20 protein-coding genes and 1 pseudogene are annotated in these 21,932 nt (G+C 71.0%); 16 read left to right on the top strand and 5 right to left on the bottom strand.

What is annotated here, in order from left to right; genetic code table 11:
* Nucleotides 1-61: 61 nt before the first annotated feature.
* Nucleotides 62-580: a MarR family winged helix-turn-helix transcriptional regulator gene (locus tag ACIBBB_RS30465; RefSeq protein WP_398987654.1), complete on the bottom strand. Its 519-nt coding sequence runs from the start codon at nt 578-580 to the stop codon at nt 62-64.
* 116 nt (nt 581-696) lie between these two features.
* Here ACIBBB_RS30465 and ACIBBB_RS30460 point away from each other — a divergent pair, with 116 nt between their 5' ends.
* Nucleotides 697-1,932: a PP2C family protein-serine/threonine phosphatase gene (locus tag ACIBBB_RS30460; RefSeq protein WP_398987652.1), complete on the top strand. Its 1,236-nt coding sequence runs from the start codon at nt 697-699 to the stop codon at nt 1,930-1,932.
* Between the two features lie 64 nt (nt 1,933-1,996).
* On the opposite strand, the gene ACIBBB_RS30455 is transcribed toward ACIBBB_RS30460, so the two are convergent.
* Nucleotides 1,997-2,893 (bottom strand): SigB/SigF/SigG family RNA polymerase sigma factor, encoded by an 897-nt coding sequence (locus ACIBBB_RS30455; protein ID WP_398987650.1) that lies wholly within the window; start codon nt 2,891-2,893, stop codon nt 1,997-1,999.
* Nucleotides 2,894-3,072: 179 nt separating this feature from the next.
* Between ACIBBB_RS30455 and ACIBBB_RS30450 the strand changes: the two genes are divergently transcribed.
* The 12 genes from ACIBBB_RS30450 (at nt 3,073) to ACIBBB_RS30395 (ending at nt 16,215) form a co-directional block, all read left to right on the top strand.
* Nucleotides 3,073-4,227, top strand: a complete 1,155-nt coding sequence (locus ACIBBB_RS30450) for a DUF475 domain-containing protein (protein ID WP_398987648.1) — start codon at nt 3,073-3,075, stop codon at nt 4,225-4,227.
* A gap of 81 nt (nt 4,228-4,308) precedes the next feature.
* A complete protein-coding gene (locus ACIBBB_RS30445; RefSeq protein ID WP_398987645.1) occupies nt 4,309-5,844 on the top strand; it encodes an SDR family oxidoreductase in 1,536 nt (511 codons plus the stop codon).
* A 79-nt stretch (nt 5,845-5,923) separates the two neighbouring features.
* The gene (locus ACIBBB_RS30440; protein WP_398987641.1) at nt 5,924-6,751 is read left to right on the top strand and encodes a nucleotidyltransferase domain-containing protein; all 828 of its coding nucleotides are present in this window, start codon (nt 5,924-5,926) and stop codon (nt 6,749-6,751) included.
* A 202-nt stretch (nt 6,752-6,953) separates the two neighbouring features.
* Nucleotides 6,954-8,180: an ROK family protein gene (locus ACIBBB_RS30435; RefSeq protein ID WP_398987639.1), complete on the top strand. Its 1,227-nt coding sequence runs from the start codon at nt 6,954-6,956 to the stop codon at nt 8,178-8,180.
* 310 nt (nt 8,181-8,490) lie between these two features.
* Entirely contained in the window at nt 8,491-8,994 is a 504-nt protein-coding gene (locus tag ACIBBB_RS30430; protein WP_398987637.1) for a flavin reductase family protein, read from the top strand.
* Nucleotides 8,995-9,061: 67 nt separating this feature from the next.
* Nucleotides 9,062-10,420, top strand: coding sequence for an LLM class flavin-dependent oxidoreductase (locus ACIBBB_RS30425; RefSeq protein WP_398987635.1), 1,359 nt, complete (start codon nt 9,062-9,064; stop codon nt 10,418-10,420).
* A 71-nt stretch (nt 10,421-10,491) separates the two neighbouring features.
* Nucleotides 10,492-10,950 (top strand): RrF2 family transcriptional regulator, encoded by a 459-nt coding sequence (locus ACIBBB_RS30420; protein WP_398987633.1) that lies wholly within the window; start codon nt 10,492-10,494, stop codon nt 10,948-10,950.
* 142 nt (nt 10,951-11,092) lie between these two features.
* Complete coding sequence (locus ACIBBB_RS30415) at nt 11,093-12,430, top strand: acyl-CoA dehydrogenase (protein ID WP_398987631.1); 1,338 nt, start codon at nt 11,093-11,095, stop codon at nt 12,428-12,430.
* A gap of 215 nt (nt 12,431-12,645) precedes the next feature.
* Nucleotides 12,646-13,590, top strand: coding sequence for an esterase/lipase family protein (locus ACIBBB_RS30410; protein ID WP_398987629.1), 945 nt, complete (start codon nt 12,646-12,648; stop codon nt 13,588-13,590).
* Nucleotides 13,591-13,661: 71 nt separating this feature from the next.
* Entirely contained in the window at nt 13,662-14,597 is a 936-nt protein-coding gene (locus ACIBBB_RS30405; protein ID WP_398987627.1) for an ADP-ribosylglycohydrolase family protein, read from the top strand.
* Between the two features lie 72 nt (nt 14,598-14,669).
* Nucleotides 14,670-15,311 carry an alpha-ketoglutarate-dependent dioxygenase AlkB gene (locus ACIBBB_RS30400; protein WP_398987625.1) on the top strand — a complete coding sequence of 214 codons (642 nt, stop codon included), beginning with the start codon at nt 14,670-14,672 and terminating at the stop codon, nt 15,309-15,311.
* Between the two features lie 151 nt (nt 15,312-15,462).
* The gene (locus tag ACIBBB_RS30395; protein WP_398987623.1) at nt 15,463-16,215 is read left to right on the top strand and encodes a carbonic anhydrase; all 753 of its coding nucleotides are present in this window, start codon (nt 15,463-15,465) and stop codon (nt 16,213-16,215) included.
* Nucleotides 16,216-16,431: 216 nt separating this feature from the next.
* Here ACIBBB_RS30395 and ACIBBB_RS30390 read toward each other — a convergent pair whose 3' ends face one another.
* Nucleotides 16,432-16,746 carry a YkvA family protein gene (locus ACIBBB_RS30390; RefSeq protein ID WP_398987621.1) on the bottom strand — a complete coding sequence of 105 codons (315 nt, stop codon included), beginning with the start codon at nt 16,744-16,746 and terminating at the stop codon, nt 16,432-16,434.
* Nucleotides 16,747-17,126: 380 nt separating this feature from the next.
* On the opposite strand from ACIBBB_RS30390, the gene ACIBBB_RS30385 reads away from it, so the two are divergent.
* The 3 genes from ACIBBB_RS30385 to ACIBBB_RS30375 all read left to right on the top strand — a co-directional run bounded on the left by ACIBBB_RS30385 (nt 17,127) and on the right by ACIBBB_RS30375 (nt 19,550).
* Nucleotides 17,127-17,903: a polysaccharide deacetylase family protein gene (locus ACIBBB_RS30385; protein WP_398987764.1), complete on the top strand. Its 777-nt coding sequence runs from the start codon at nt 17,127-17,129 to the stop codon at nt 17,901-17,903.
* A 76-nt stretch (nt 17,904-17,979) separates the two neighbouring features.
* Nucleotides 17,980-18,447 (top strand): DNA-binding protein, encoded by a 468-nt coding sequence (locus ACIBBB_RS30380; RefSeq protein WP_398987619.1) that lies wholly within the window; start codon nt 17,980-17,982, stop codon nt 18,445-18,447.
* 86 nt (nt 18,448-18,533) lie between these two features.
* Complete coding sequence (locus tag ACIBBB_RS30375) at nt 18,534-19,550, top strand: D-cysteine desulfhydrase family protein (protein WP_398987617.1); 1,017 nt, start codon at nt 18,534-18,536, stop codon at nt 19,548-19,550.
* Nucleotides 19,551-19,578: 28 nt separating this feature from the next.
* On the opposite strand, the gene nhaA is transcribed toward ACIBBB_RS30375, so the two are convergent.
* Both nhaA and ACIBBB_RS30365 read right to left on the bottom strand, forming a co-directional pair.
* Nucleotides 19,579-21,474 carry a Na+/H+ antiporter NhaA gene (gene nhaA, locus ACIBBB_RS30370; RefSeq protein ID WP_398987615.1) on the bottom strand — a complete coding sequence of 632 codons (1,896 nt, stop codon included), beginning with the start codon at nt 21,472-21,474 and terminating at the stop codon, nt 19,579-19,581.
* Nucleotides 21,475-21,577: 103 nt separating this feature from the next.
* Nucleotides 21,578-21,926: pseudogene (locus ACIBBB_RS30365) on the bottom strand (2OG-Fe(II) oxygenase); the annotation flags it as partial.
* Between the last annotated feature and the right edge of the window lie 6 nt (nt 21,927-21,932).

Below are 21,932 nucleotides of genomic sequence, written 5' to 3'. Positions count from 1 at the left end.
GGCGCGCACTCCCAACCCCGCACCATCCACCACTCGCACGCGGAAATGGGGCGCGATGATGTCAGGCGCTGTCCGCCGCCGTGCCCTGGTCCTCGTCCGTGGGACGCGCCTGCGCCGCGGCGTCGAGCCGGGCGGACGCCGCCGCGTGGAACGCGGTCAGCCCCTCCGTGAGCGCGGCCACGGCCGCGGGGTCCATGCCGTCCAGTACGGCACTGACCTCACGGGCCCGGATCGCCCGGTGCTCGTCCAGCACCTTGCGACCGCGCGGGCTCAGCCGCAGCTCCACCTCACGCCGGCTCGTCGTGCTGGTGCGCCGCTCCACCAGGCCCAGGGCCTCCATCCGGTCACACAGCCGGCTGACCGACGGAGGGCGGGAGCCGAGCGCCTGGCCCAGCGAGCGCAGGTTCGTTCCGTCGTACTTCTCCAGCACGAGCAGGGCCCTGAGCTGCGAGGGCGACACCGTTCCCGACGGCGCCGCCTCCTGGCCGCGCCCCCACAACACCTCAAGCAGCTCCGAGGCGGCACGAGCGGCCTCGGACATCTTCTCGCGCGGACGCGGCTGACCGGTGAGGGGGGACATCCGTCCACTGTGTCACCCGACGGCGACCTGTGTCAGCTCTGCCCCGCCCAGGAGGCCGCCCGCCGGGCGGCCCGCGAGTCCACCCCCGTCCCCCTATCAAGAATGTCTGAGAGACCGTGACGCAACGCGACGATGAACTCGGAAGATCGGTGCGGGCAGCCGCGCCGTACGCGCTCGTGGACAAGGTGCGCGACGCGCTCGCCGCCTCGCACGGCGCGACGAGGGTGCAGCTCTTCCTCGCCGACTACGGATTCACCGTCCTCACTCCGTACGACCCGCTCCCGGGCAAGGAACAGCCGCTCTCCCTCTACAACAGCCCCGAGGGGCGCGCGTTCGGCAGCCAGGAACCGCGCGAGCAGCAGGTCAGGCACGGCGACGCCGTCGACCACCATCTGCCGGTGACCGTGCGCGGCGAACGCATCGGGATCCTCTCCGTCCGGCTGCCGGGGGACCGGTCCACCCCGGAGGCCGTGGACGAGCTGACACATGTCGCCGATCTGCTGGGGCACGAGATCCTGGTCGCCGAACGGGACACCGACGCCTACCAGCGGGCCCGCCGGATCAGCAGGCTCACTCTCGCGGCGGAGATGCAGTGGCAGTTGCTTTCGGCGCGTGCCTGCAGTGCCGAGGAGTTCGCCATCGGCGCCCAGTTGGAGCCGGCCTACGCCATCCACGGGGACAACTTCGACTGGGCCGCCGACGAGGAGCAGCTGACCCTCGCCGTCACCAACGGCATGGGTGAAGGCATCCAGGCGTCCCTGCTCAGCAACCTCGCCGTCAACGCGCTGCGCAACGCGCGTCGCTCGGGCCTCGACATCGCCGGCCAGGCCGCCCTCGCCGACCAGGCGCTCTACGAGCAGCACCGGGGCGCCTCGTACGTGTCGACGCTCCTGATGCGTTTCGAGCTGGCGACGGGCCGTGTGGAGGTCGTGGACGCGGGCTCGCCGCAGCTGTGGCGCCAGCGCGGCCGGACGGTCGAGCGCGTCCCCGTCGAGGCGCAGCTTCCGCTCGGCATGTTCGAGGAGTCCCACTACGAGGCCCAGGATTTCCACGTACTGCCGGGCGACCGGCTGCTCATGGTGAGCGACGGTGTGTACGAGGCGCTCTCACCGGACGGTGAGCCGTACGGGGAACGGGCGCTGGCCCGCGCGATCCACTCCACGACCCTGCTTCCGGCGGCGACGGTGCCGCGTGCCCTGCTGCGCGCGCTCGCCGAGTTCCGCAAGGCGGACACGACGGACGACGCGCTCGCGCTCTGCCTCGACTGGTCCGGCAGACCGGACGCCGGACAGGCCCCGGGGCCACCGCTTGCGGCGCCGGACGCCGTCGGGATGTCCTCGGCCGAGGGCTGAACGGGGGGGGGGGGGGGCCGGGGCCGCCCCCCCCCACCCCCAACTCTCAGGGGGCGGCCGTGGATCACTCCTCGGCGAGCATGCCCGTACGCAAGGTCCTCAGGATGCCGGTGAGCAGCCGGGACACATGCATCTGCGAGACCCCCAGCTCGGCCCCGATCTCGGCCTGCGTCATCTCGCGCCCGAAACGCATCTCGACGATCAGGCGCCGGCGCTCGTCGAGCCCCTCCAACAGCGGAGCCAGTGCCTGGAAGTCCTCGACCAGCTCCATCGCCGGATCGCACTCGCCGAGCGTGTCCGCGAAGGTCCGCCCGCCGCTGCCGCCCGGCCCGTCGTCCCCGCTGTCACCCGGCAGATCGAGCGAACCGGCGGTGTAGCCGTTGGCGGCGACACGCCCGTCGATGACCTCCGCCTCGGTCAGCCCCAGATGTCCGGCCAGCTCCGCCACCGTCGGCGCACGGCCGAATCTGTCGGTCAGCGCGTCCTGGGCCTTGACCAGGTCCGTACGCAACTCCTGGAGCCTGCGCGGCACATGCACGGCCCAGGTGGTGTCCCGGAAGAACCGCTTGATCTCCCCGTGGATGTAGGGCACGGCGAAGGAGCTGAACTCCACCTCGCGGGACAGGTCGAACCGGTCGATGGCCTTGATCAGTCCGATCGTGCCGACCTGGAGCACGTCCTCCATGTCACCGCTGCCGAGATTCCGGAAGCGCCGCGCGGCGAATCTGACCAGGGACTGGTTCATCTCGATCAGGGTGTTCCGGGCGTACTGGTACTCCGGCGTGCCTTCTTCGAGCACCTGGAGCCGGTCGAAGAAGAGCTTCGACAGCTTCCGCGCGTCCCTGGGGGTGACCTTCGCCGTGTCCTCGATCCAAGGGAGCTCGCCACCCGGCGAGTCCGCAGGAGTAATGGCCGCTCCGGTGCCCGTGAGGGCCGGAGCGGCGGGGGAATGCGTACTCATCGTCACGTCATCGCCTTCGCTGGTGTGGATGCTCTGCTGCGATGCCACTGGCTGAGGGCCCGTCCGTTCCCACCGTGGCCTAATAGTTGCCGCCTGGCAAGTATTGCCGCGAAGTGGCGCTTCTAACGCGATGCCTGGCTGAAGATCGCCTAGCATGTTCGCGGAAGGCATGGTGAGTCGTGGTACTGAAAACTTTCGGCTGGGCGTTCGGCTTCACCGCTCTCGGCCTCGTGGCGGCGGTGTTCTACGACGGATGGGCCGCACTCGGAGTCGTGGCGATCCTGACTGTGTTGGAGGTCTCGCTGTCCTTCGACAACGCGGTCATCAACGCCGGAATCCTCAAGAGGATGAGCGCCTTCTGGCAGAAGATCTTCCTCACGATCGGCGTCCTCATCGCCGTGTTCGGCATGAGGCTCGTGTTTCCCGTCTTCATCGTCGCGGTCACCGCCAAGCTCAGCCCCGTCAAAGCGGTGCAGCTGGCGGTCAACGACAAGGACCAGTACCAGCAACTGGTCACCGACGCCCACCCGTCGATCGCCGCCTTCGGCGGAATGTTCCTGCTGATGATTTTCCTCAGCTTCATCTTCGAGGAACGCGACATCAAGTGGCTCGGCTGGATCGAACGCCCGCTCGCCAGGCTCGGACAGTTCGAGATGCTCTCCGTCTGCCTCGCGCTGATCGTGCTGCTGATCGCCTCCATGACGGTCGCCACCAACGCCCACCAGCACGGCGGCGAGCACGCCGACAAGGCGCAGACGGTCCTCACCTCCGGACTCGCCGGCCTCATCACCTATCTGCTCGTCGGCGGGCTCTCCAGTTTCTTCGAGAACAGACTCGCCGCGGAGGCGGACGCACAGGCCGAGGCCCAGGTCATCCCGCAGCGCGGGCCGGAGCGGGAGACGGCGTCCGGCCGACGCGGCAACGGCGGTCCCACGATCGCCGCCGTCACCGGCAAGGCCGCCTTCTTCATGTTCCTCTACCTCGAAGTCATCGACGCGTCCTTCTCCTTCGACGGAGTGATCGGCGCGTTCGCCATCACCAACGACATCGTGCTGATGGCGCTCGGCCTCGGAATCGGCGCGATGTACGTCAGGTCGCTCACGGTCTACCTCGTCCGCCAGGGCACCCTCGACGACTACGTCTATCTGGAGCACGGCGCGCACTACGCGATCGGCGCCCTCGCCGTCATCCTGATCATCACCATCCAGTTCCAGATCAGCGAGATCATCACCGGCCTCATCGGTGTCGTCCTCATCGGCTGGTCCTTCTGGTCGTCGGTCCTGCGCAACCGGCGGATCGCGGCGGGCCGGCCCCGCCCGTCGGACATGGCCTGATCCGCACCCGACGGCCGGTCAGGCGAAAGTCCACGTACCGGGAGAAGGTGGACGCAACGCACACGGCCGACGGAGGGCTCCATGACCAAATCCGACGCGGTGACCGCCCACGACGCGGCGCCCGCCCTCCACTGCCTGGTGACCGGCGCCACCGGCTACATCGGCGGCCGGCTCGTGCCCGAACTGCTGGACGCCGGGCACCGGGTGCGCTGTCTCGCCCGTACGCCCGAGAAACTGCGCGACCACGTGTGGGCGGGCCGGGCCGAGGTCGTACGGGGCGATGTCACCGACGCCGATTCGGTCGGCGACGCCATGCGAGGCATCGACGTGGCGTACTACCTGGTCCACTCGCTCGGCACCGGTCCCGGCTTCGAACGGACCGACCGTGAGGCCGCCCGGATCTTCGCCGAACAGGCCCACGCGGCGGGCGTCCGGCGCATCGTCTATCTGGGTGGACTGGCCCCGGTCGGCGTACCGGAGCGGAACCTCTCGCCCCATCTGCGCTCCCGTACCGAGGTCGGGCACATCCTGCTCGACTCGCGCGTCCCCACCACCGTGCTGCGCGCCGCCGTCATCATCGGATCGGGCTCGGCGTCCTTCGAGATGCTGCGGTATCTCACCGAACGCCTCCCGGTGATGGTCACTCCGAGCTGGGTACGGAGCCGGATCCAGCCCATCGCGGTACGCGACGTCCTGCGCTACCTCGTCGGCAGCGCCCGGATGCCCGCCGACGTCAGCCGCGCCTTCGACATCGGCGGCCCCGACGTCCTCACCTACCTGGACATGATGCACACCTACGCCGCTGTCGCCGGACTCCGGCACCGGCTGATCATGCCCGTTCCGGTCCTCACCCCGACCCTCTCCAGCCAGTGGATCGGCCTGGTCACCCCCGTACCCCCCTCGATCGCCCGGCCGCTCGCCGAGTCCCTGCGCCACGAAGTCGTCTGCCACGAGCACGACATCGCGCGGTACGTCCCCGACGCACCCGGCCGTCCCCTCGCCTTCAAGGAGGCGCTGACCCTGGCGCTCCGACGGATCCAGGACGCCCAGGTGACCACCCGCTGGTCCTCCGCCTCCGTCCCCGGCGCGCCGAGCGACCCGCTGCCGACGGACCCCGACTGGGCGGGCGGGAGCCTCTACACCGACCACCGCGAACTGACCGTGAACGTGGGCCCCGAGGCACTGTGGCGGGTCGTCGAAGGAATCGGCGGCAACAACGGCTGGTACTCCTTTCCGCTGGCGTGGGCCGTGAGGGGCTGGCTCGACCGGCTCGTCGGTGGCGTCGGGCTGCGCCGGGGACGCCGGGACGCCGCCCGCCTGCGGGTCGGCGACTCGCTGGACTTCTGGCGCGTCGAGGAGATCGAACCGGGCCGGCTGCTGAGGCTCCGCGCGGAGATGCGGCTGCCGGGACTCGCCTGGCTGGAGATGCGCGTCGAACGCGACGAGCCGGGCCGTACGCGCTACCGGCAGCGCGCCGTGTTCCATCCACGCGGGCTCCTCGGCCACGCGTACTGGTGGAGCGTCGCACCGTTCCACGCCGTCGTCTTCGGCGGGATGGCGCACAACATCGCACAGGCGGCGACCAAGGACACGGCGGCTCCGGTCCTCGACGTGTAGGACCCGCCCGGCGATCGACGACCACGGACACCGGAGAACTCGGTCGCGGACGCCCGTACGACTGTGCACACTGTCGTGCGTGGATCGCACGGTGGAGATCGCGGATCGGCTGGCCGAAGTGGGCGGCGTCGTCGGAGTGTGCCTGGGAGGCAGCCGGGCGACGGGAGCACACAGTCCCGACTCCGACTTCGACCTGGGCCTGTACTACCGGCGGCCCCTGGACACCGCCGCCCTGCGGCTGCTCGCCGCCGAGCTGACCGGTGAGCCGGTGGAGGTGACCGAACCGGGCGGCTGGGGGCCATGGGTGGACGGCGGTGCCTGGCTCACCGTGGACGGCCACCGCGTCGACTGGATCTACCGCGACCTGGACCGGGTGCACCGCGCCTGGGAACAGTGCCTGGCCGGGCGGTTCGAGATCGGTACCCAGACCGGTCATCCCTTGGGTGTGTACTCCCACGCCTACGTGGGTGAGCTGTCCGTCGGGAGCGTTCTGGCCGACCCGAGCGGCGAGCTCCGGACCCTGCGGCGGGAGACTCGCCACTATCCGGAGCCGCTGCGCCGAGCCCTCATCGACAACGCGCGCTGGGAGGCGCCGTTCATCCTGGCCGGCGCCCGCAAGGGAGCGGCGCGCGGGGACGCCTTTTATGTCGCGGGCTGTCTCTTCCGCGCGGTCGGAGTCCTCGTACACGCCCTTCACGCCCATGACAGAAGCTGGGTGCTCAACGAGAAGGGAGCGGTACGGGCCGCGGGACGACTCGCCGTCGCCCCCGCCGACTTCGCCGAACGGGCGCAGGCCCTCTTCGCCGCGCCGGGCTCGACACCGGACACGCTCGGGGCCACGCTGGACGACGCCGAGAGGCTGGCCGCCGAGGTCACCGGCGCGGTCCACGATACGACCGGTGATTGACCCGGTTCGGCCGCTGCGGTTACGTTGCCGGACATGCAGCGATCCGCGCACCTGACGACTCGAGGTCACATCGATCTCAAGCGTGTGTGCTCCGCGGCGTGTCACCAGGGCTGACGACACAGCGCCCAAGCGGTCCGGCCGGCCCTCGACGCCATGCGTCCCGAGGGCGCCGCCGCCGCCATCGAGCATCTGGAAGACACCCGTGAGAGAAACGCCGGTGCCCGTCCGTCGCCCACCCACCTCCGTACGCCGCGCGGACATCCCGCCGGTCACCGCACCACCCCGCCGCGCCCCGGGCACGAAGACCGTGCTGAACGCCGTCCTCGACCACGGCCCGGTCGCCCGCAGCACCGTCGCACGCCTCACCGGGCTGTCGCCGGCGTCGGTCACCGGACACACCGCCCAACTGCTGGCCCGGGGACTGATCCGGGAGAGCCCCGAGACCACCGGACCGCGCGGGCTCGGTCGGCCGCACGTTCCCGTGGACATCGACACCGGCCGCTACCTCGTGGCGGGCGCGCACATCGCCGTCACCAACTCCACGCTGTCCCTGATGGATCTGCGGGGCCGGATCGTCGCCGAGGACCGGCAGCCGCACCGGGGAACCCGACCGCACCCGCGACAGGTGCTGGACTCGCTCGCCGGGCGGCTGCCCCGGCTCATGTCCTCGCATGCCGGAGGCCGTGCGGTGCTGGCCCTCGGGGTGGCCACCGGCCACCGGGTGGATCCCGGGGCCGGAGTGATCATTCGGCATCCGCAGCTCGGCTGGCGGGACGTGGCCGTACGGGACCACCTTGCCGGCGCGACCGGGCTGCCGGTCCATGTGGACAGCCACGCACGGGCGCTGGCGCGAGCGGAGCAGCTGTTCGGTGAGGCGTCGACGCGCGGGAGCGCGGTGCTGCTGTTCGTCGGCGCCGTGGTGGACGCCGCTTTCGCCACCGCCGGAGAGGTGCACCTCGGGCCCCGGCACGGTGCGGGAAGCATCGCGCATCTGCCGGTCGGTGGTAACGGCAGCCTTGAATCGGAGGTCTCCGAGGGGGCGATGGTGCGGCTCGCGGCCGAACAGGGTTACGCCGTACCGTCGTTCCCCGCTCTGCTGGACCGTGCGCTGGCGGGGGAGACGCGAGCGCACGAGCTGTTCCGCCGCCGCGCCAGGCTTGTCGGCCGGGCGGCGGCGCTGCTGCTGGACATGTTCGACCCCGAGGTACTGGTCGTGGTCGAGCCGGGCACGGGGCTGCTCCCGCACTGCCTGGACGATCTGCGGGCGGAGGTGGCGGAACACTCCCTCGTCTGTGACGACCCCCAACGGGCCGTCGTGGCAAGCAGCTTCACCGGCAGCGTGCTGTCCACGGCGGGCGCGGCCGTGGCGCTGGGCGCCCTGTACGCGGACCCGCTCGGCCCCTGGCCCGCGCTGACGGCCGTGTCATGAACCGCCGGCAGACCCGAGTTAATTCAAAGAGTTGCATTGTTGACCGGGCCCGAAGACGCGACCGACAATGAGTTCATGACCATTCGGCAGCGGATTCCGCGGTACGTGCCCTGCCTCTGTTGTCGCGCCTGAATTCCCTCCGCGTTTGCATTCTCCTCGCGCCACGGTCCACCCTCAATTCACCGGCGACGGCGTCCGGCCCGCTCGGTGCGCCCCGGACCGCCTGGTCCCACGCGTGCGTACGCCCGTTACCCGCAGGGCCGCCGCCTGCTCATTTCCGCTGATCCCACCTCTCTTCCTGGGGGAGACGTTGACTCTCATAGTGTCGTCGCATATCACCGCTGGCATCGCCCCGGAGCGCTTCAAGAAGGCCTTCCGCCGATATCCGGCGGGCGTCGTCGTCGTCACCGCCGACGCCGGCCACGGTCCGGTCGGATTCACCGCCACCTCGCTCACGTCCCTGTCCCTCGCCCCGCCGCTCGTGTCGTTCGGTATCGCCCTCTCCGGATCGTCCTGGCCGACGATCGAGCGCGCGTCGTCGGCCGTCGTCAACTTCATCTGCGCCGAACAGGAGCCGCTGGCAAGGACGTTCGCGACCAGCGGCGCCGACAGGTTCGCCGCGCCGACCGCCTGGCACCGCCTGCCGGAGGGGGACCCCGTACTCGACGATGTGGCCGGCTGGCTGCGGCTGAGCATCCAGCAGATCGTCCCCGCCGGTGACCACCGGATCGTCGTGGGCCGGGTCGAGGAAGCCGAGCACGACGAAAGCCGGCGCCCGCTGCTCTTCCACGACGGCCGCTATGTCGCGCTCTGAGCCGTACCGGCGGCCGTAACCCCACAGCCGGCCCTCCCGCCCGCCCCGCCCCAGGAGAAGAAGACGCATGTCACGAGAGCCTGACCGCAAGCCCCTGCACCTCAACGCCTTCCTGATGACGGCCGGCCATCACGAGGCCGCCTGGCGGCTCCCGCGAAGTCCCACCGACGGCACGGACGTCGAGCACTACAAGAATCTGGCCCGTATCGCCGAGCGCGGCAGACTCGACTCCCTCTTCCTCGCCGACGGCCCCGTCCTGCACGGCGACCCGGGCCGCCGGCCCTCCAGCATCCTGGAACCCACCGTGCTGCTGACCGCCCTCGCCGGTGTCACCAGCAGGATCGGCCTCATCGCCACCGCGTCCACCAGCTACAACGAGCCGTACAACCTGGCCCGCAGGTTCGCCTCCGTCGACCATGTCTCGCGCGGTCGCGCCGGCTGGAACATCGTCACCACGGCAGGCGCCGACGCCGCCCGCAACTTCGGTCTGGACGACACCCCGGCGCACCACGAGCGCTACCTGCGGGCGGCCGAATTCCTCGAAGTGGCAACGAAGTTGTGGGACAGCTGGGCCGACGACGCGGTGGTGGCCGACAAGGAGCGCGGAATCCACGCGCTCGCCGAACGCGTCCGGCCGATCGACCACCGCGGACCCCACTTCCGGGTCGACGGGCCGCTCAACGTGCGGCGCTCCCCGCAGGGTTACCCCCTCCTCGTCCAGGCCGGATCCAGCGAGGACGGCAAGGACTTCGCGGCGCGCTACGCGGAGGCGGTGTTCACCGCCCAGCAGACCCTGGAGGAGGGCGTCGCCTTCTACAAGGACGTCAAGCAGCGCGCGGTGGCCTTCGGGCGCGACCCGGACGGCATCAAGATCCTGCCGGGGATCGTGCCGGTCATCGGCGACACGGAGGCCGACGCGCTGGAACTGGACGCGGAGCTGGACCGGCACATCGTCCCCGAGTACGCCCGCCGGCAGCTGTCCCGGCTGCTCGGCGTCCCCGAGGAGCGGCTGGTACTCGACGAGGAGCTGCCCGACGACATTCCCACCGAGGACGAGATCGAAGGAGCCAAGAGCCGTTTCACCCTGGTCGTGGAGCTCGGCAGACGCGAGCGCCTGACGGTGCGTCAGCTCATCGGCAGGCTCGGCGGTGGCCGCGGACACCGCACCTTCGCGGGCACCGCCGAGCAGGTGGCCGACACCATCGAGCACTGGTACGACAGCGGTGCGGCGGACGGCTTCAACATCATGCCCGCGCTGCTCCCGTCCGGCCTGGAAGCCTTCGTCGACCAGGTCGTGCCGATCCTCCAGGAGCGGGGCCTCTTCCGTACGGAGTACACCGGCACCACCCTGCGCGAGCACTACGGACTGCCGCGCCCCGCCAACCGGCTGTTCGACACGGTGGAGAGCCCCGCCGGTACGGGCTGACGGCGACCCTTCCGACGGAGGAGGACAGGCGGGGACCGGAGCGGGGCGGAGCCGTACGCGATACTGCGCGCATGCGCATTTCAGCCAGAGCGGACTATGCGGTACGTGCCGCGCTGGAGCTCGTGACGTCCCGCGACGAGGCTCCGTTGAAGGCGGAGGCGATCGCCGCCGCCCAGGACATCCCGCACAAGTTCCTCGAAGGCATCCTCAACGACATGCGCCGGGGCGGGCTGGTGGTGAGCCGGCGGGGCGGCAACGGCGGTTACCGGCTGGCCAGGGCCGCGGACTCCATCACCATCGCCGATGTCATCCGCGCGGTGGACGGACCTCTCGTCTCGGTGCGCGGGGTCCGTCCGCCCGAGCTCTCGTACACCGGCCCCGCCGAGTCCTTGCTGCCGCTGTGGATCGCGCTCAGGGCCAATGTCCGCCAGATCCTGGAGCTGGTGACCCTGGCGGACGTCGCCTCGGCCGGGCTGCCGGACGACGTGTCCGCGCTCGCGGCGGACCCCGAGGCATGGACCAACCCGTGAGCCGCGCACCGGTCCACGTCCGGTTTCGCTGACCGGAACGCGAGTCCACCATATGAACGCGCACTTGGGGGAGCGATGACTCCGTGCCAGTATTCCTACTAATCCAGTGGGAAAACTAGGGATGTTGGAGGTGGCCGGCACCGTGCCGACGAAACCCGTGGTCCGAACCGCCGCCCTGCACAAGCCCGCCGTGCCCGACGACGCCATGTGGCCGCGCGTCACACGGGAGGTGGCCGACGATCTCGCCGCCGACGCGATCGCCCGCGACCGAGCGGGCAAGCCGCCGTACGACGAGGTGGCACGGCTGCGCGAAGCCGGTCTGCCCGCGCTCCTGACGCCACCCGTACCTCCCGGCCGGAGCCTCACCGGTCCCGGCCCCTCACTGGACCCGGACGGTCACGGCGGCCGTGGCGGTCACGGCGGTCCCAGCGGCGCCGACTGGCGCACCGCTGCCGCCGTGATCCGTGAGATCGCGGCGGCCGACGGGTCCATCGGCGAACTCATCGCGCGGCACTACGTGCTCTCGTGGAGCAGCCGCTTCTTCGGCCCGCACGGGGAAGACCTGGCCGCCGGACACGAGCCGCCCGCTGTCGCCCACGGCTGGCTCCTCGGCGGCGGCACCGACCTCCCGGACCCGGAGACCGGCCCCGGCCTCACCCTCTCGCCGACCAGGTCGGGCCATCTGCTCAACGGAAGCAGGACCTTCGCCGCCGGTGTCACCGTCGCCGACCGGCTCGTCGTCGGCGCGACGTCCACGCACTCGGGCGAACTGCTGATCGCGCTCGTGAACCCGGCCCACCCCGGCGTACTCGCCGGCACCGACAACGACCGCCTCGGCCAGCGGCTCACCGGCGCGGGCAGCGTCGACTTCGACAACGTGCCCGTGGGCGCCGGCCACATCCTCGGCACGATGCCACGCGACGAACACGCGGTCTCCGCGTACACGGCGCTCGCGCCGCTCGCCCTGCGGCTCGTCCTCAGCCATGTCGCCCTGGGCATCGCGGAGGGCGCTCTCGCCGAGGCCCGCGACGTCAGCCGGGCGGTACGTCCCGCGCCGCGGTCCGCGGCGCCGGATGCCGCCACGTACGCCGTACGCCCGAGCGGCGACCCGTATCTCCTGCTCGCGTACGGGGAGTTGGCGACCGCGGCCCACACCGCCGCCGCCGTCGTGGAACGCGCGACGGACGCCCTGGAGCAAGGGCTGCGCACCGGGCGGGACATCGGCATGGACGAGCGCGCCGAGATCGCCGTCCTGGTCGCCGCGGCCGAGGCCGTCACCGGCAGGTCAGCCGTCGACATCACCACGCGCATCCTCGAACTCACCGAAGCGGCGACGTCCTTCGACGGTGGCCCGGCGCTCGACAGATTCTGGCGCAACGCCCGCGCCCTGACCGCGCAGAGCTCACCCACCCACCGGCTCCGCGACATCGGCGACCACTACCTCAACGGGACGCACCCGCCCTTCGCCGCCCGCTCCTGAGAGCTCCGGCTCCCGGCCGGGACCGGCCGGGCGGGCGCGCGCCAGTACCCGCCGGTGTGCTCCGCGCCCACCGATGGGGCAATCCCGTCCCGGGGAATCCGCATGGGATCGGATGGCGGGCGTCATCGAAAGACGCCCTCCTCCGTCTCGTGTCCCGAGCCCGCGGCCCGGACCATCCACGGGACCGAGCGGGGGCCTCAGGCAGGGGAGCCCTGTTGAAGCTCAGACGTGTCGCCGCCGCAGTCGTCGGATCCGCAGTGATCGCCGTCGCGGCCGCGCCGCCCTCGTCCTCGTCCCCCTCCGCCCCCTCCGGCTCCGCCCGCACCTCGGCGGTCGCCCCCAACACCGGCCTGGCGAAGTTCTCCGCGGCGTTCACCCAGTCGCAGACGGCGCCCGAGATGTCGCCGTCCGGCGCCAACGACTGGACCTGCCGGCCGAGCGCCGCGCACCCGCTTCCCGTCGTGCTGATCCACGGCACCTGGGCGAACGCCTACGCCAACTGGTCGGGGCTGTCGCCCGTACTGAAGAAGGCCGGCTACTGCGTCTACGCCCTCAACTACGGCGCGCCCGACGGCGACGTGTTCAAGGGCAGGGGCCACATCCCCGAGTCCGCCAAGGAGGTGGCCGCCTTCGTCGACAAGGTCCTGGACGCCACCGGCGCGGAGAAGGCCGACCTGGTCGGACACTCCCAGGGCGGCGGGCTGCTGCCGCGCTGGTACCTCACGTTCGACGGGGGCGCCGCGAAGACGCGTCGGCTGGTGGGCATCGCGCCCAGCAACCACGGGACGACGGCCTCCGGCATGGCGAGCCTCGCCAAGTCTCTGCGGGTGCTGGACACCACGGCGCAGATGGCCGGACAGTCGGCGAAGGACCAGACGATCGGCTCGGACGTCAACGCGCGGCTCGACGCCGGAGGCGACACCATGCCCGGCGTGCGGTACACGACCGTCGTCACGCGCACCGACGAAGTGGTCACCCCCTACCGGCAGCAGTACCTCAAGGCGGGCCCCGACGCCCCGGTGGAGAACCTCGATCTCCAGGACGCGTGCCCGACCGACATGAGCGCGCATCTGGGCATCGCCTACAGCGACGTGATGTACCGGATGGTGCTGGGCGCCCTCGACCCGGCGAACGCCCGCCCGGCGAACTGCTTCAGCTGAGTGCGGTTCACCGGCCGGCGGTGGCCGGAAAGGGGAGGCACGGCCGGAGGCCGCGCGACACCATGGGGCGCATGACGCCACCGACGCGACCTCCGGACCGGTCCCGCACCACCCCTGACACGCCTTCCTCGGCCTCGGCCCGACAGGAAGCCGCCCGCAGGAGTCTCGAAGGGCTCGCCCTCGGCGACGCCTTCGGCGAGCGCTGGTTCCCGCTCTTCCGTGACCGGCCGCAGGCGTACGCGGAGATCAAGGCCCGCACCACGCCGCGAGAGCCCGTGTGGCACTGGACCGACGACACCGCGATGGCGCTCGCCGTCCGGCGCGTCCTCGACCAGTACGGCTTCATCGACCAGGACCGTCTCGCCCTCTGTTTCGCGCTCACCTTCGACGCCGACCCCGGACGCGGTTACGGCCACGGCATGCACATCCTTCTGCCCCAACTCCTGGCGGAACCGGCGAGTTGGCGGGACCTCGCTCCCACTCTCTTCGAAGGCGGGAGCCTCGGCAACGGAGCGGCGATGCGCGTCGGGCCCCTCGGCGCCTGGTTCGCGGACGACCTCGAACGCGTCGCGGAACAGGCCACCTTGTCGGCCGAGGTGACCCACGCCCATCCGCAGGGCATCGCGGGCGCGGTGGCCGTCGCGGTCGCCGCCGCGCTCTCGGCCCGCGGCGGGCTGTCGCTCGCGGCGGTCGTGGAGGCGACTCCGGAGGGGCCGGTACGGGACGGTCTGGCGCGGGCGGTGGACGTCCCCTTCGACACCGAGCCCTGGAAGGCGTCGGACATCCTCGGCAACGGACAGCGCATCCGGGCCGACGACACCGTCCCGTTCGCCGTCTGGACGGCGGCCCGGCACCACGACGACCTGGAGGCCGCGCTCTGGTCGACGGCCGAGGCCTTCGGTGACGTCGACACCACATGCGCCATCACCGGCGGCATCGTGGGCGCGCGTACGGGAGTGGACGCCGTCCCGCGCGAGTGGCTGGACCGGCGGGAGGGACTGGGCTGAGGGCGGGGCCGGGGCAGGGCACTCGGACGCACTAATCGCTCGTACGTTCGACTGTGTGGTTATGCTGAACGCATGGCAGCACACGCACAGGGTTCGCTCTTCGACCAGACCGACGAGATCCGGCTCGGTCCCCTCAGGGACGTCCGGCGGACCGTGCTCGGCGACGGCGCGTGGATCGACCTGCTCCCCGGCTGGCTCACCGGGGCCGACGCCCTGCACGAGGAACTGGCCTCCGGCGTGCCCTGGCGCGCCGAGCGGCGGCAGATGTACGAGCGGGTGGTGGCCGTGCCGAGGCTGCTCGCCTTCTACGGAGAGCGGGACGGCAGGCGGGAGGAGCTGCCGCACCCCGTTCTGGCGGAGGCGCGCGACGCGCTGAGCGCGTACTACGCCGACGAACTGGGCGAGCCCTTCGTGAGCGCCGGCCTCTGCTACTACCGGGACGGCCGCGACGGGGTCGCCTGGCACGGCGACCGCACCGGCCGGGGCTCCCACGAGGAGACCATGGTCGCGATCCTCTCCGTCGGCGCCCCACGCGATCTGGTGCTACGGCCCCGGCAGCGCCCCGGCTCCGTCATCCGCAAGCCGCTCGGGCACGGCGACCTCATCGTGATGGGCGGCTCCTGCCAGCGCACCTGGGAGCACGCGATCCCCAAGACGGCGCGCGCCGTCGGCGCGCGCATCAGCGTCCAGTTCCGCCCGCAGGGCGTGAGTTGACCGCGCCGAAGCCGACTGGGGCCCACTGAGCGTGGCGAAAGGCTCGTCAGTGGTCACACTCAGATCACGCATAGCCAAGGGATGTTCAAGGGCCCACCAAGAGTTGGCATGCACGAAAGTCCTTTAATATTACGGACGTTAGCGTCCGTACGTGAAAATCACCCCACATGCCCAGACGCCGGTGACGACCAGCCGCCGCGCTCTGCTCCGTGCCTCCGTTGCCACCGCGGCGGTCTCGACCGCCGCCGGAAGCGCACTCATCACCGGCGCCGGGCCGGCGGGCGCCGCCACCCGGGCGCCCATCTCGCGCGACAAGAGGCCCACCACCCCCGCCGCCGCGCTGGCCGAACTCTCGGCCGGCAACCGCCGCTGGCGCACCTTCAAGCAGCAGCACCCGAACGAGTCGAGGGCCGTGCGGCAGGAACTGGTCTCCGGCCAGGCTCCCTTCGCACTGATACTCGGCTGCATCGACTCCCGAGTCCCGCCGGAGCTCGTCTTCGACCAGGGGCTCGGCGACCTCATGACCGTCCGTTCAGCCGGTGAGGTCCTGGACGAGGCCGTGCTCGGCAGCGTCGCGTACGGCGTCCTGGAACTCGGTATCCCGCTGGTCCTCGTCCTCGGGCACCAGTCGTGCGGCGCCGTCGCCGCCGCCGTGCACGCGGAGGAGACCGGGGAGTCCCTGCCCGCCCACATCCAGTACATAGCCGACCAGATCAAGCCCGCGATCGACCACTCGCAGGAGGGCGACGCACGGGTGGACGCCACAGTCAGCGCCCAGGTCGAACTGGTCCGTTCGCGTCTGGCGGGCGAGCCCGATCTCGCGGCCAAGGTGGCCGCGGGCGAGCTGGAGATCGTCGGCGCGCGCTACGAACTGAACACCCAGCTGGTCCACCGGCTCAGCTGACCGAACCGGGGCCCGTCAAAGGCCTCTTCACGGTGAACGACGGATCGCGGACGAGGCTTTTTTGTCCGCGATCCCTCGCGTTCAGGGCCCTTGAGAGCGGCTGTGTGTGGCGCCCGGCGGATCCGCCGAAATCGGTGCGGGGACCGACGGAGTGAACGCCATGCCGCCAGGATCGCGGAGCCGATCCGCCGCGCGTCCTCCGGTACCCCCGGGGGCTCACGCGTCGGTGCGCTGCCGCCTCGTTCGTCCGGGGCCGCCCATCGCCTTGGCCGACGCCGTGTGCAGGGAGCGCAGGGCGAGCAGCAGAACGCCGATGTCGTCGAGATACACAGGGTCGGGCAGCAGATCGACCGGGCTCACCACATAGATGAGGGCACCCCAGTAGGCGGCGCGGTTGCTCAGCGGCAGCCCGGCCTCGCGCAGCAGCGCGCGGGTCCGTAAGACCTTGACGAACAGAACGATCGTCGCGACGAGCATGGCGACGCACGCGACGGCGGCGACCGCCAGGACGAGCGTGAGGTTGACGTCCATCGTTTCCGTGGCCTCCTCGGACGAGGGCGGGGAGGCTGTCCGTCGGATCAGTTCCTTGCCCGTCCCGGACCGTGTTCCCGTAACTGAGCACTCCCACGTACGAATTGAGCTGATTCACCGTGTTGGTGCGCGTCGGGCGGCGGCTTCCGGACCACTATAAACCCTGCGTATACATCGTGTGTATAGTGATCCGCATGTCATGGGACCCGTCCTGGCCTGGCGTGTTCCGTCCTGCCCGGATCCATCCGGCCGATTCCGCGCCCACTCGCGGTGACGGAAACCGGACGTAAGCATTCGCCCCCTGAGGGCCCCTTCCCAGAGCGCCGCGAGAACACAGAGAGAGCTCCGTCATGCCCAGAATCGCCACACCCGGCTCCGTCATGCCCGGAATCAGCCTGTTCGCACCCGCGCGACGTACGGTCGCCGTCGCGCTCGCCCTCGTCGCGACCCTTGTCCTGGCCCTCACCGGCTGTGGCACACAGACCGTCTCGCCCGCTTCGGTCAGAGAGGATTCGGAAGGTGGCGGCAAGGGGCGGTACGGCTCCGTCGACTGCGCCGAGGCCACGTGCGTCGCGCTCACCTTCGACGCCGGGCCAGGTGAGGACACGCCCCGGCTGCTCGACATCCTCAAGAAGGAGAAGGTGCCCGCCACCTTCTTCCTGCTGGGCAAGAACCATGTGCTGGCCCATCCCGACACTGTGCGCCGCATCGCCGCGGAGGGGCACGAGGTCGCCAACCACACCTGGAGCCACCGCATACTCACCGATCTCGACCGGACCGCGATACGCGGCGAACTCGGCCGCACGCAGGACGCCATCGAGAAGATCACCGGCCGCAGGCCCACCCTGATGCGTCCGCCCCAGGGCCGTACCAACGGCGACGTCACGGATGTCTCCCGCGAACTCGGTCTCTCTCAGGTCCTCTGGAGTGCCACGGCCAAGGACTACTCCACGACCGACTCGGCCCTCATCGAGCGCCGCATCGTCGGCGACGCGTCCGCCGACGGGATCATCCTGCTCCACGACATCTACGACGGGACGGTCCCGGCAGTGCCCGGGATCATCAAGCGGTTGAAGAAGCGCGGCTTCACGTTCGTGACCGTGCCGCAGCTCTTCGCTCCGGCGGTCCCGAAGCCGGGCGAGGTCTACCGCCCCTGAGGCGCGACGGAGGGATGAACGGAGTGTTCAACATGGAGTGTTGACATCGAGATGTGTGTCGGCGCATGCTTCCGCCATGGCATCGACTCCTGACCGGCATGTCTCCGACCCCTTCACCCCTCCCCACCCGGACCAGGCCCGTGCGCACCGTGTACACGCGTCCCTGTTCCGGATCGCCGAGCGCCACGCGGCCACCGACGCACAGCGCCGCAGGCAGACGCATCCGTCCGTCATCGCGCCGCACGAAGCCGTCAGGCTCGTGTCGTTCCTGCTCAGCGGGGCGGCGAAGCGGGAAGCGGACGAGCCGGAGGTGGACCAGGCCGACATCACCGCCGCTCTGAGCCTGGTGCCGCGCGCCCGTGGGGACATGGACGAACTGGAAGCGGGACTTCTCCAGATGGCGCGAGGCCGGGGCATGACCTGGCAGGAGGTCGCCTTCGGCCTCGGTCTCGGCACCCCGCAGGCCGCCCGTCAGCGCTACGAACGGCTGGTCGGGCGTACGACGGCCGACCAGGCCACGGACGACGCCGCCGGCGAGGAGTAGGCCGATCGGCGCGCCGGAGATCCGGCGCCGCGCGGGGCAGGACCCCGCGTCCGGCGAGTCGCGGAGCGGGCAGGCAGAGTGGAGCCATGGTGACCAAGTCCATGGGCGACGGGCAGCAGCCCCGCGCCACGCTCGGCAGTTATCCGACCCCGCTCGAACCGATGCCACGACTGGCCCGCGCGCTCGGCCTCGGCGCCGACGACCTGTGGGTCAAACGCGACGATCTCATCGGTCTCGGCGGCGGTGGCAACAAGGTTCGCAAACTGGAATGGACCTGCGGGACGGCGCTCGCCGACGGCGCCACCGTCCTGGTGACGACCGGCGCGCCGCAGAGCAACCACGCGCGCCTCACCGCGGCGGCGGGCGCCCGGCTGGGGATCGACGTCGTTCTCGTACTGTCCGGCGAACCCGGATCGTCCGAGGGGGGCAATCTCACCCTCGACGGTCTGTTCGGCGCGCGTGTGGTGTGGGCCGGTGACGGCGGCAAGGAGGAACTCGCCTCCACCGCCCGGCACGTGGCCGGCACACTGCGCGACCGCGGCGCCGTCCCCGCACTGATCCCCTTCGGTGGCTCCAGCGTGCTCGGCGCCCGCGGGTACGTCGAGTGCGGACAGGAACTCCTCACCCAGGCACCTGACCTGGCGTGCGTCGTGGTCGCGCTCGGCTCCGGGGGCACCATGGCCGGACTGGTCGAGGCGCTCGGGCCGGAGCGGGTCCTGGGCGTTCACTGCGGCGCCCTCGACGATCCCGCCCGCGTCGTGTCGGACCTGGCCTCCGGTCTCTCCGGTGCGCACTGTCCGCCGGAGTCCCTGCGTATCCGTCACGACCAGGTCGGAGCCGGCTACCCCGTGCTGACCGAGGCGTCCATGACCGCCCTCACCCTGGCCGCCCGTACCGAGGGCATGGTTCTCGACCCCATCTACACCGGCCGCGCGATGGCCGGGCTGACGGCCGCGGTCGTGTCCGGAGAGATCACACCGGGCCGACGCACGGTCTTCCTGCACTCGGGCGGACTGCCCGGCCTCTTCGGCCACCGGGAGGCCCTCGCACGGGCGGCGGAAGAACTGGCCGTCGACGGCGACCCGTTGAGCACTCAGGGTTGAATATTCGGGGGAGAGAGGTTTCCGGGCGTCACGAGTCCGGCTCGGCGAGTGCCGCCCGTTGCCGGGCGGTGCGCACCGCCGCCGAGAGGTGGTCGATGTCGTACGCCCCGTGGTGGCGGCGCCCGTTGATGAAGAACGTCGGCGTCCCCGACACCCCGCTCAGGTCGGCGGACCTCACGTCGTCGTCGATCCGCGCCCTGCCCTTGTGGTGCCGCAGATACCGCTCGAAGCGCTCCGTGTCGAGACCGAGGTCGTCCGCGAGGCGGAGTGCTTCCGCGAACCGGAGCGTGCCCTCGCGCGCGAGCAGGAGATCGTGCATCTCCCAGAACGCGCCCTGGTCGTGAGCGGCCTCCGACGCCTCCGCACCGAGCATCGCGCCCGGATGCACGTCGGTCAGCGGTAGGTGCCGCCACACGTAACGGACATCTCCGAAGTCGGCCAGCAGCTCCCTGATGACCGGCTCGGCCCTTCCGCAGTACGGGCAGTCGAAGTCGCCGTACTCCACAACGGTGACCGGTGCCTCCAACGGGCCGCGGATCTTGTCGGTTTCGGGATCGACGGGGACCGCGAGGTCGATGATCGACTCGGCGGTGCCGAGCAGGGCGCGGGTACGGCGCCGCTTCGGCAGCAGCCCGATCACGGCGCTGACCGCCCAGGTCAGCAGGAACGAGCTGAGCAGCGCGGTGAGCGTGCCGATCTTCGCGTTCTCAAGCTGTTCGCCGTCGAAGGCGAGGGCGGCGATCAGCAGCGACACGGTGAATCCGGCACCCGCGATCGTCCCGCCGGCCGCGACAGCGCCCCATCCCACGGGCGGGCGCAGCCGGCCGTGGCTGAAGTGCGTGGTCAGCCACGCGGCGCTGAGGACCGCGATCGGCTTGCCCACGACGAAGGCGCACACGATGCCCAGCGTGACGGGGGAGGTGAAGGCCTGCGACAGTTCGTCGCCGCTGATCTGGATCCCGGCGTTGGCCAGCGCGAACACCGGCACGATCACATAGCTGGACCACGGGTGATACATCCGCAGCAGCCGGTCGTTGGGCGAGATCGCCGTCGCGAGCCCGATCCGTGCGGAGCGTTCGAGCTCCGGTGTCGGCTGCTCCCTGAACCGGCGGAAGAGACCGGTGGCGCGTTCAAGATCGCCTCGGGCGGCGGGATACGCGAAGGTGAGCAGCCCCATCACCAGCCCGATGACGACGGGGTCGACGCCGGACTCCCACAGCGCGACCCACGCGGCCGTCGCCAGCACCGCGTACCACCCGCCCCGGCGTACGCCCTGGTGCCGCAGCAGCACGATCACGCCGAGGATCCCGAGGGCCACGAGCAGCGCGACGGGTGCGACACTCTCGCTGTATCCGAAGGTGATGACCGCGAGCGCCACGAAGTCGTCGACGACGGTCACGGCCAGGATGAACGTACGCAGCCCCGTGGGCAGGCGTTTGCCGAGCAGAGCCAGCATGCCCAGGGCGAAGGCGGTGTCCGTGGACATCGCGGCGCCCCAGCCGCGGGTCTCGCCGTCCCCGGCGTTGATGAGCAGATAGATCGCGACGGGCACGAGCATGCCGCTGACCCCGACGAACACGGGGAGCGCGATATGCCGTGCGTCGCGCAACTCGCCCAGGTCCCGCTCGCGGCGCGCCTCAAGACCGACGACGAAGAAGAACACCGACATCAGACCGCTGTTGACCCAGTCGCGCAGTTCGAGGGAGAGGCTTCGCGATCCGAACGACAGCCCGACATGCGTCCGCCAGAAGCGGTCGTACGAGGAGAGGTCGGCGTTCGCCCAGGCGAGCGCGGCCAGCACGGCGGCCAGCAGAACGGCGGCGCTTCCCGTCTCGGTGCGCAGGAAGGCCCGCCACGGTGTGGGCCTGGGGCCGTCGCACTGTGTCTGCCCGCTGAATCCGGCGTCTGGTGAGGAATCCGTCACCTCTGGATTCTCCACTCGCGGGCCGGTCGGGACCGGCAGCGGGCAGTGTGTCGGCCGCGGCGCTTGCGGATCCCCCACGCGCGACGGGCCCGGGGCTCCCCGTCAGCCACTCGTCCGGGGTGCCGGGCCAGGGCGCGGGGTGACCCGGCTTCCGGGACCGGTCACGAGCGACCGGCAGCAGCCGGGGGTAGGACGCGGCACGCAACTCCCATACCAGGCGCGGGAGGTCGTGCGTAAAAGTAGCGGTAGTGCCCGGACCCGAATCGATGGCGGGCCATGTCGACGGCCGTACGGAACCGTTCACCGTCGTCGTACAGCGTGGAGATCGGGCGGCACCTGTTCCCGGCCACCGCGACCCGCCCCTGAGTGAGCGGGCCGTCGGTCGGCCGTCCCCTCGGCCCGCGGGTAGATCCGCCTTCGCGGGGAACGTGCGGATCAGCGGCCACGGACACCGGGCG

It is taken from the genome of Streptomyces sp. NPDC051217 (assembly GCF_044455465.1).
Classification (GTDB): domain Bacteria; phylum Actinomycetota; class Actinomycetes; order Streptomycetales; family Streptomycetaceae; genus Streptomyces.
This window is presented reverse-complemented; position numbering and strand designations above follow the sequence as displayed.

Bases quoted from the DNA above. Each gene is read 5' to 3' on its own strand.
- ACIBBB_RS30465 (WP_398987654.1), bottom strand. From the start codon at position 580: ATGTCCCCCCTCACCGGTCAGCCGCGTCCGCGCGAGAAGATGTCCGAG.
- ACIBBB_RS30455 (WP_398987650.1), bottom strand. From the start codon at position 2,893: ATGAGTACGCATTCCCCCGCCGCTCCGGCCCTCACGGGCACCGGAGCG.
- ACIBBB_RS30445 (WP_398987645.1), top strand. From the start codon at position 4,309: ATGACCAAATCCGACGCGGTGACCGCCCACGACGCGGCGCCCGCCCTC.
- ACIBBB_RS30425 (WP_398987635.1), top strand. From the start codon at position 9,062: ATGTCACGAGAGCCTGACCGCAAGCCCCTGCACCTCAACGCCTTCCTG.
- ACIBBB_RS30420 (WP_398987633.1), top strand. From the start codon at position 10,492: ATGCGCATTTCAGCCAGAGCGGACTATGCGGTACGTGCCGCGCTGGAG.
- ACIBBB_RS30405 (WP_398987627.1), top strand. From the start codon at position 13,662: ATGACGCCACCGACGCGACCTCCGGACCGGTCCCGCACCACCCCTGAC.
- ACIBBB_RS30400 (WP_398987625.1), top strand. From the start codon at position 14,670: ATGGCAGCACACGCACAGGGTTCGCTCTTCGACCAGACCGACGAGATC.
- ACIBBB_RS30390 (WP_398987621.1), bottom strand. From the start codon at position 16,746: ATGGACGTCAACCTCACGCTCGTCCTGGCGGTCGCCGCCGTCGCGTGC.
- ACIBBB_RS30385 (WP_398987764.1), top strand. From the start codon at position 17,127: ATGCCCGGAATCAGCCTGTTCGCACCCGCGCGACGTACGGTCGCCGTC.
- ACIBBB_RS30380 (WP_398987619.1), top strand. From the start codon at position 17,980: ATGGCATCGACTCCTGACCGGCATGTCTCCGACCCCTTCACCCCTCCC.
- ACIBBB_RS30375 (WP_398987617.1), top strand. From the start codon at position 18,534: ATGGTGACCAAGTCCATGGGCGACGGGCAGCAGCCCCGCGCCACGCTC.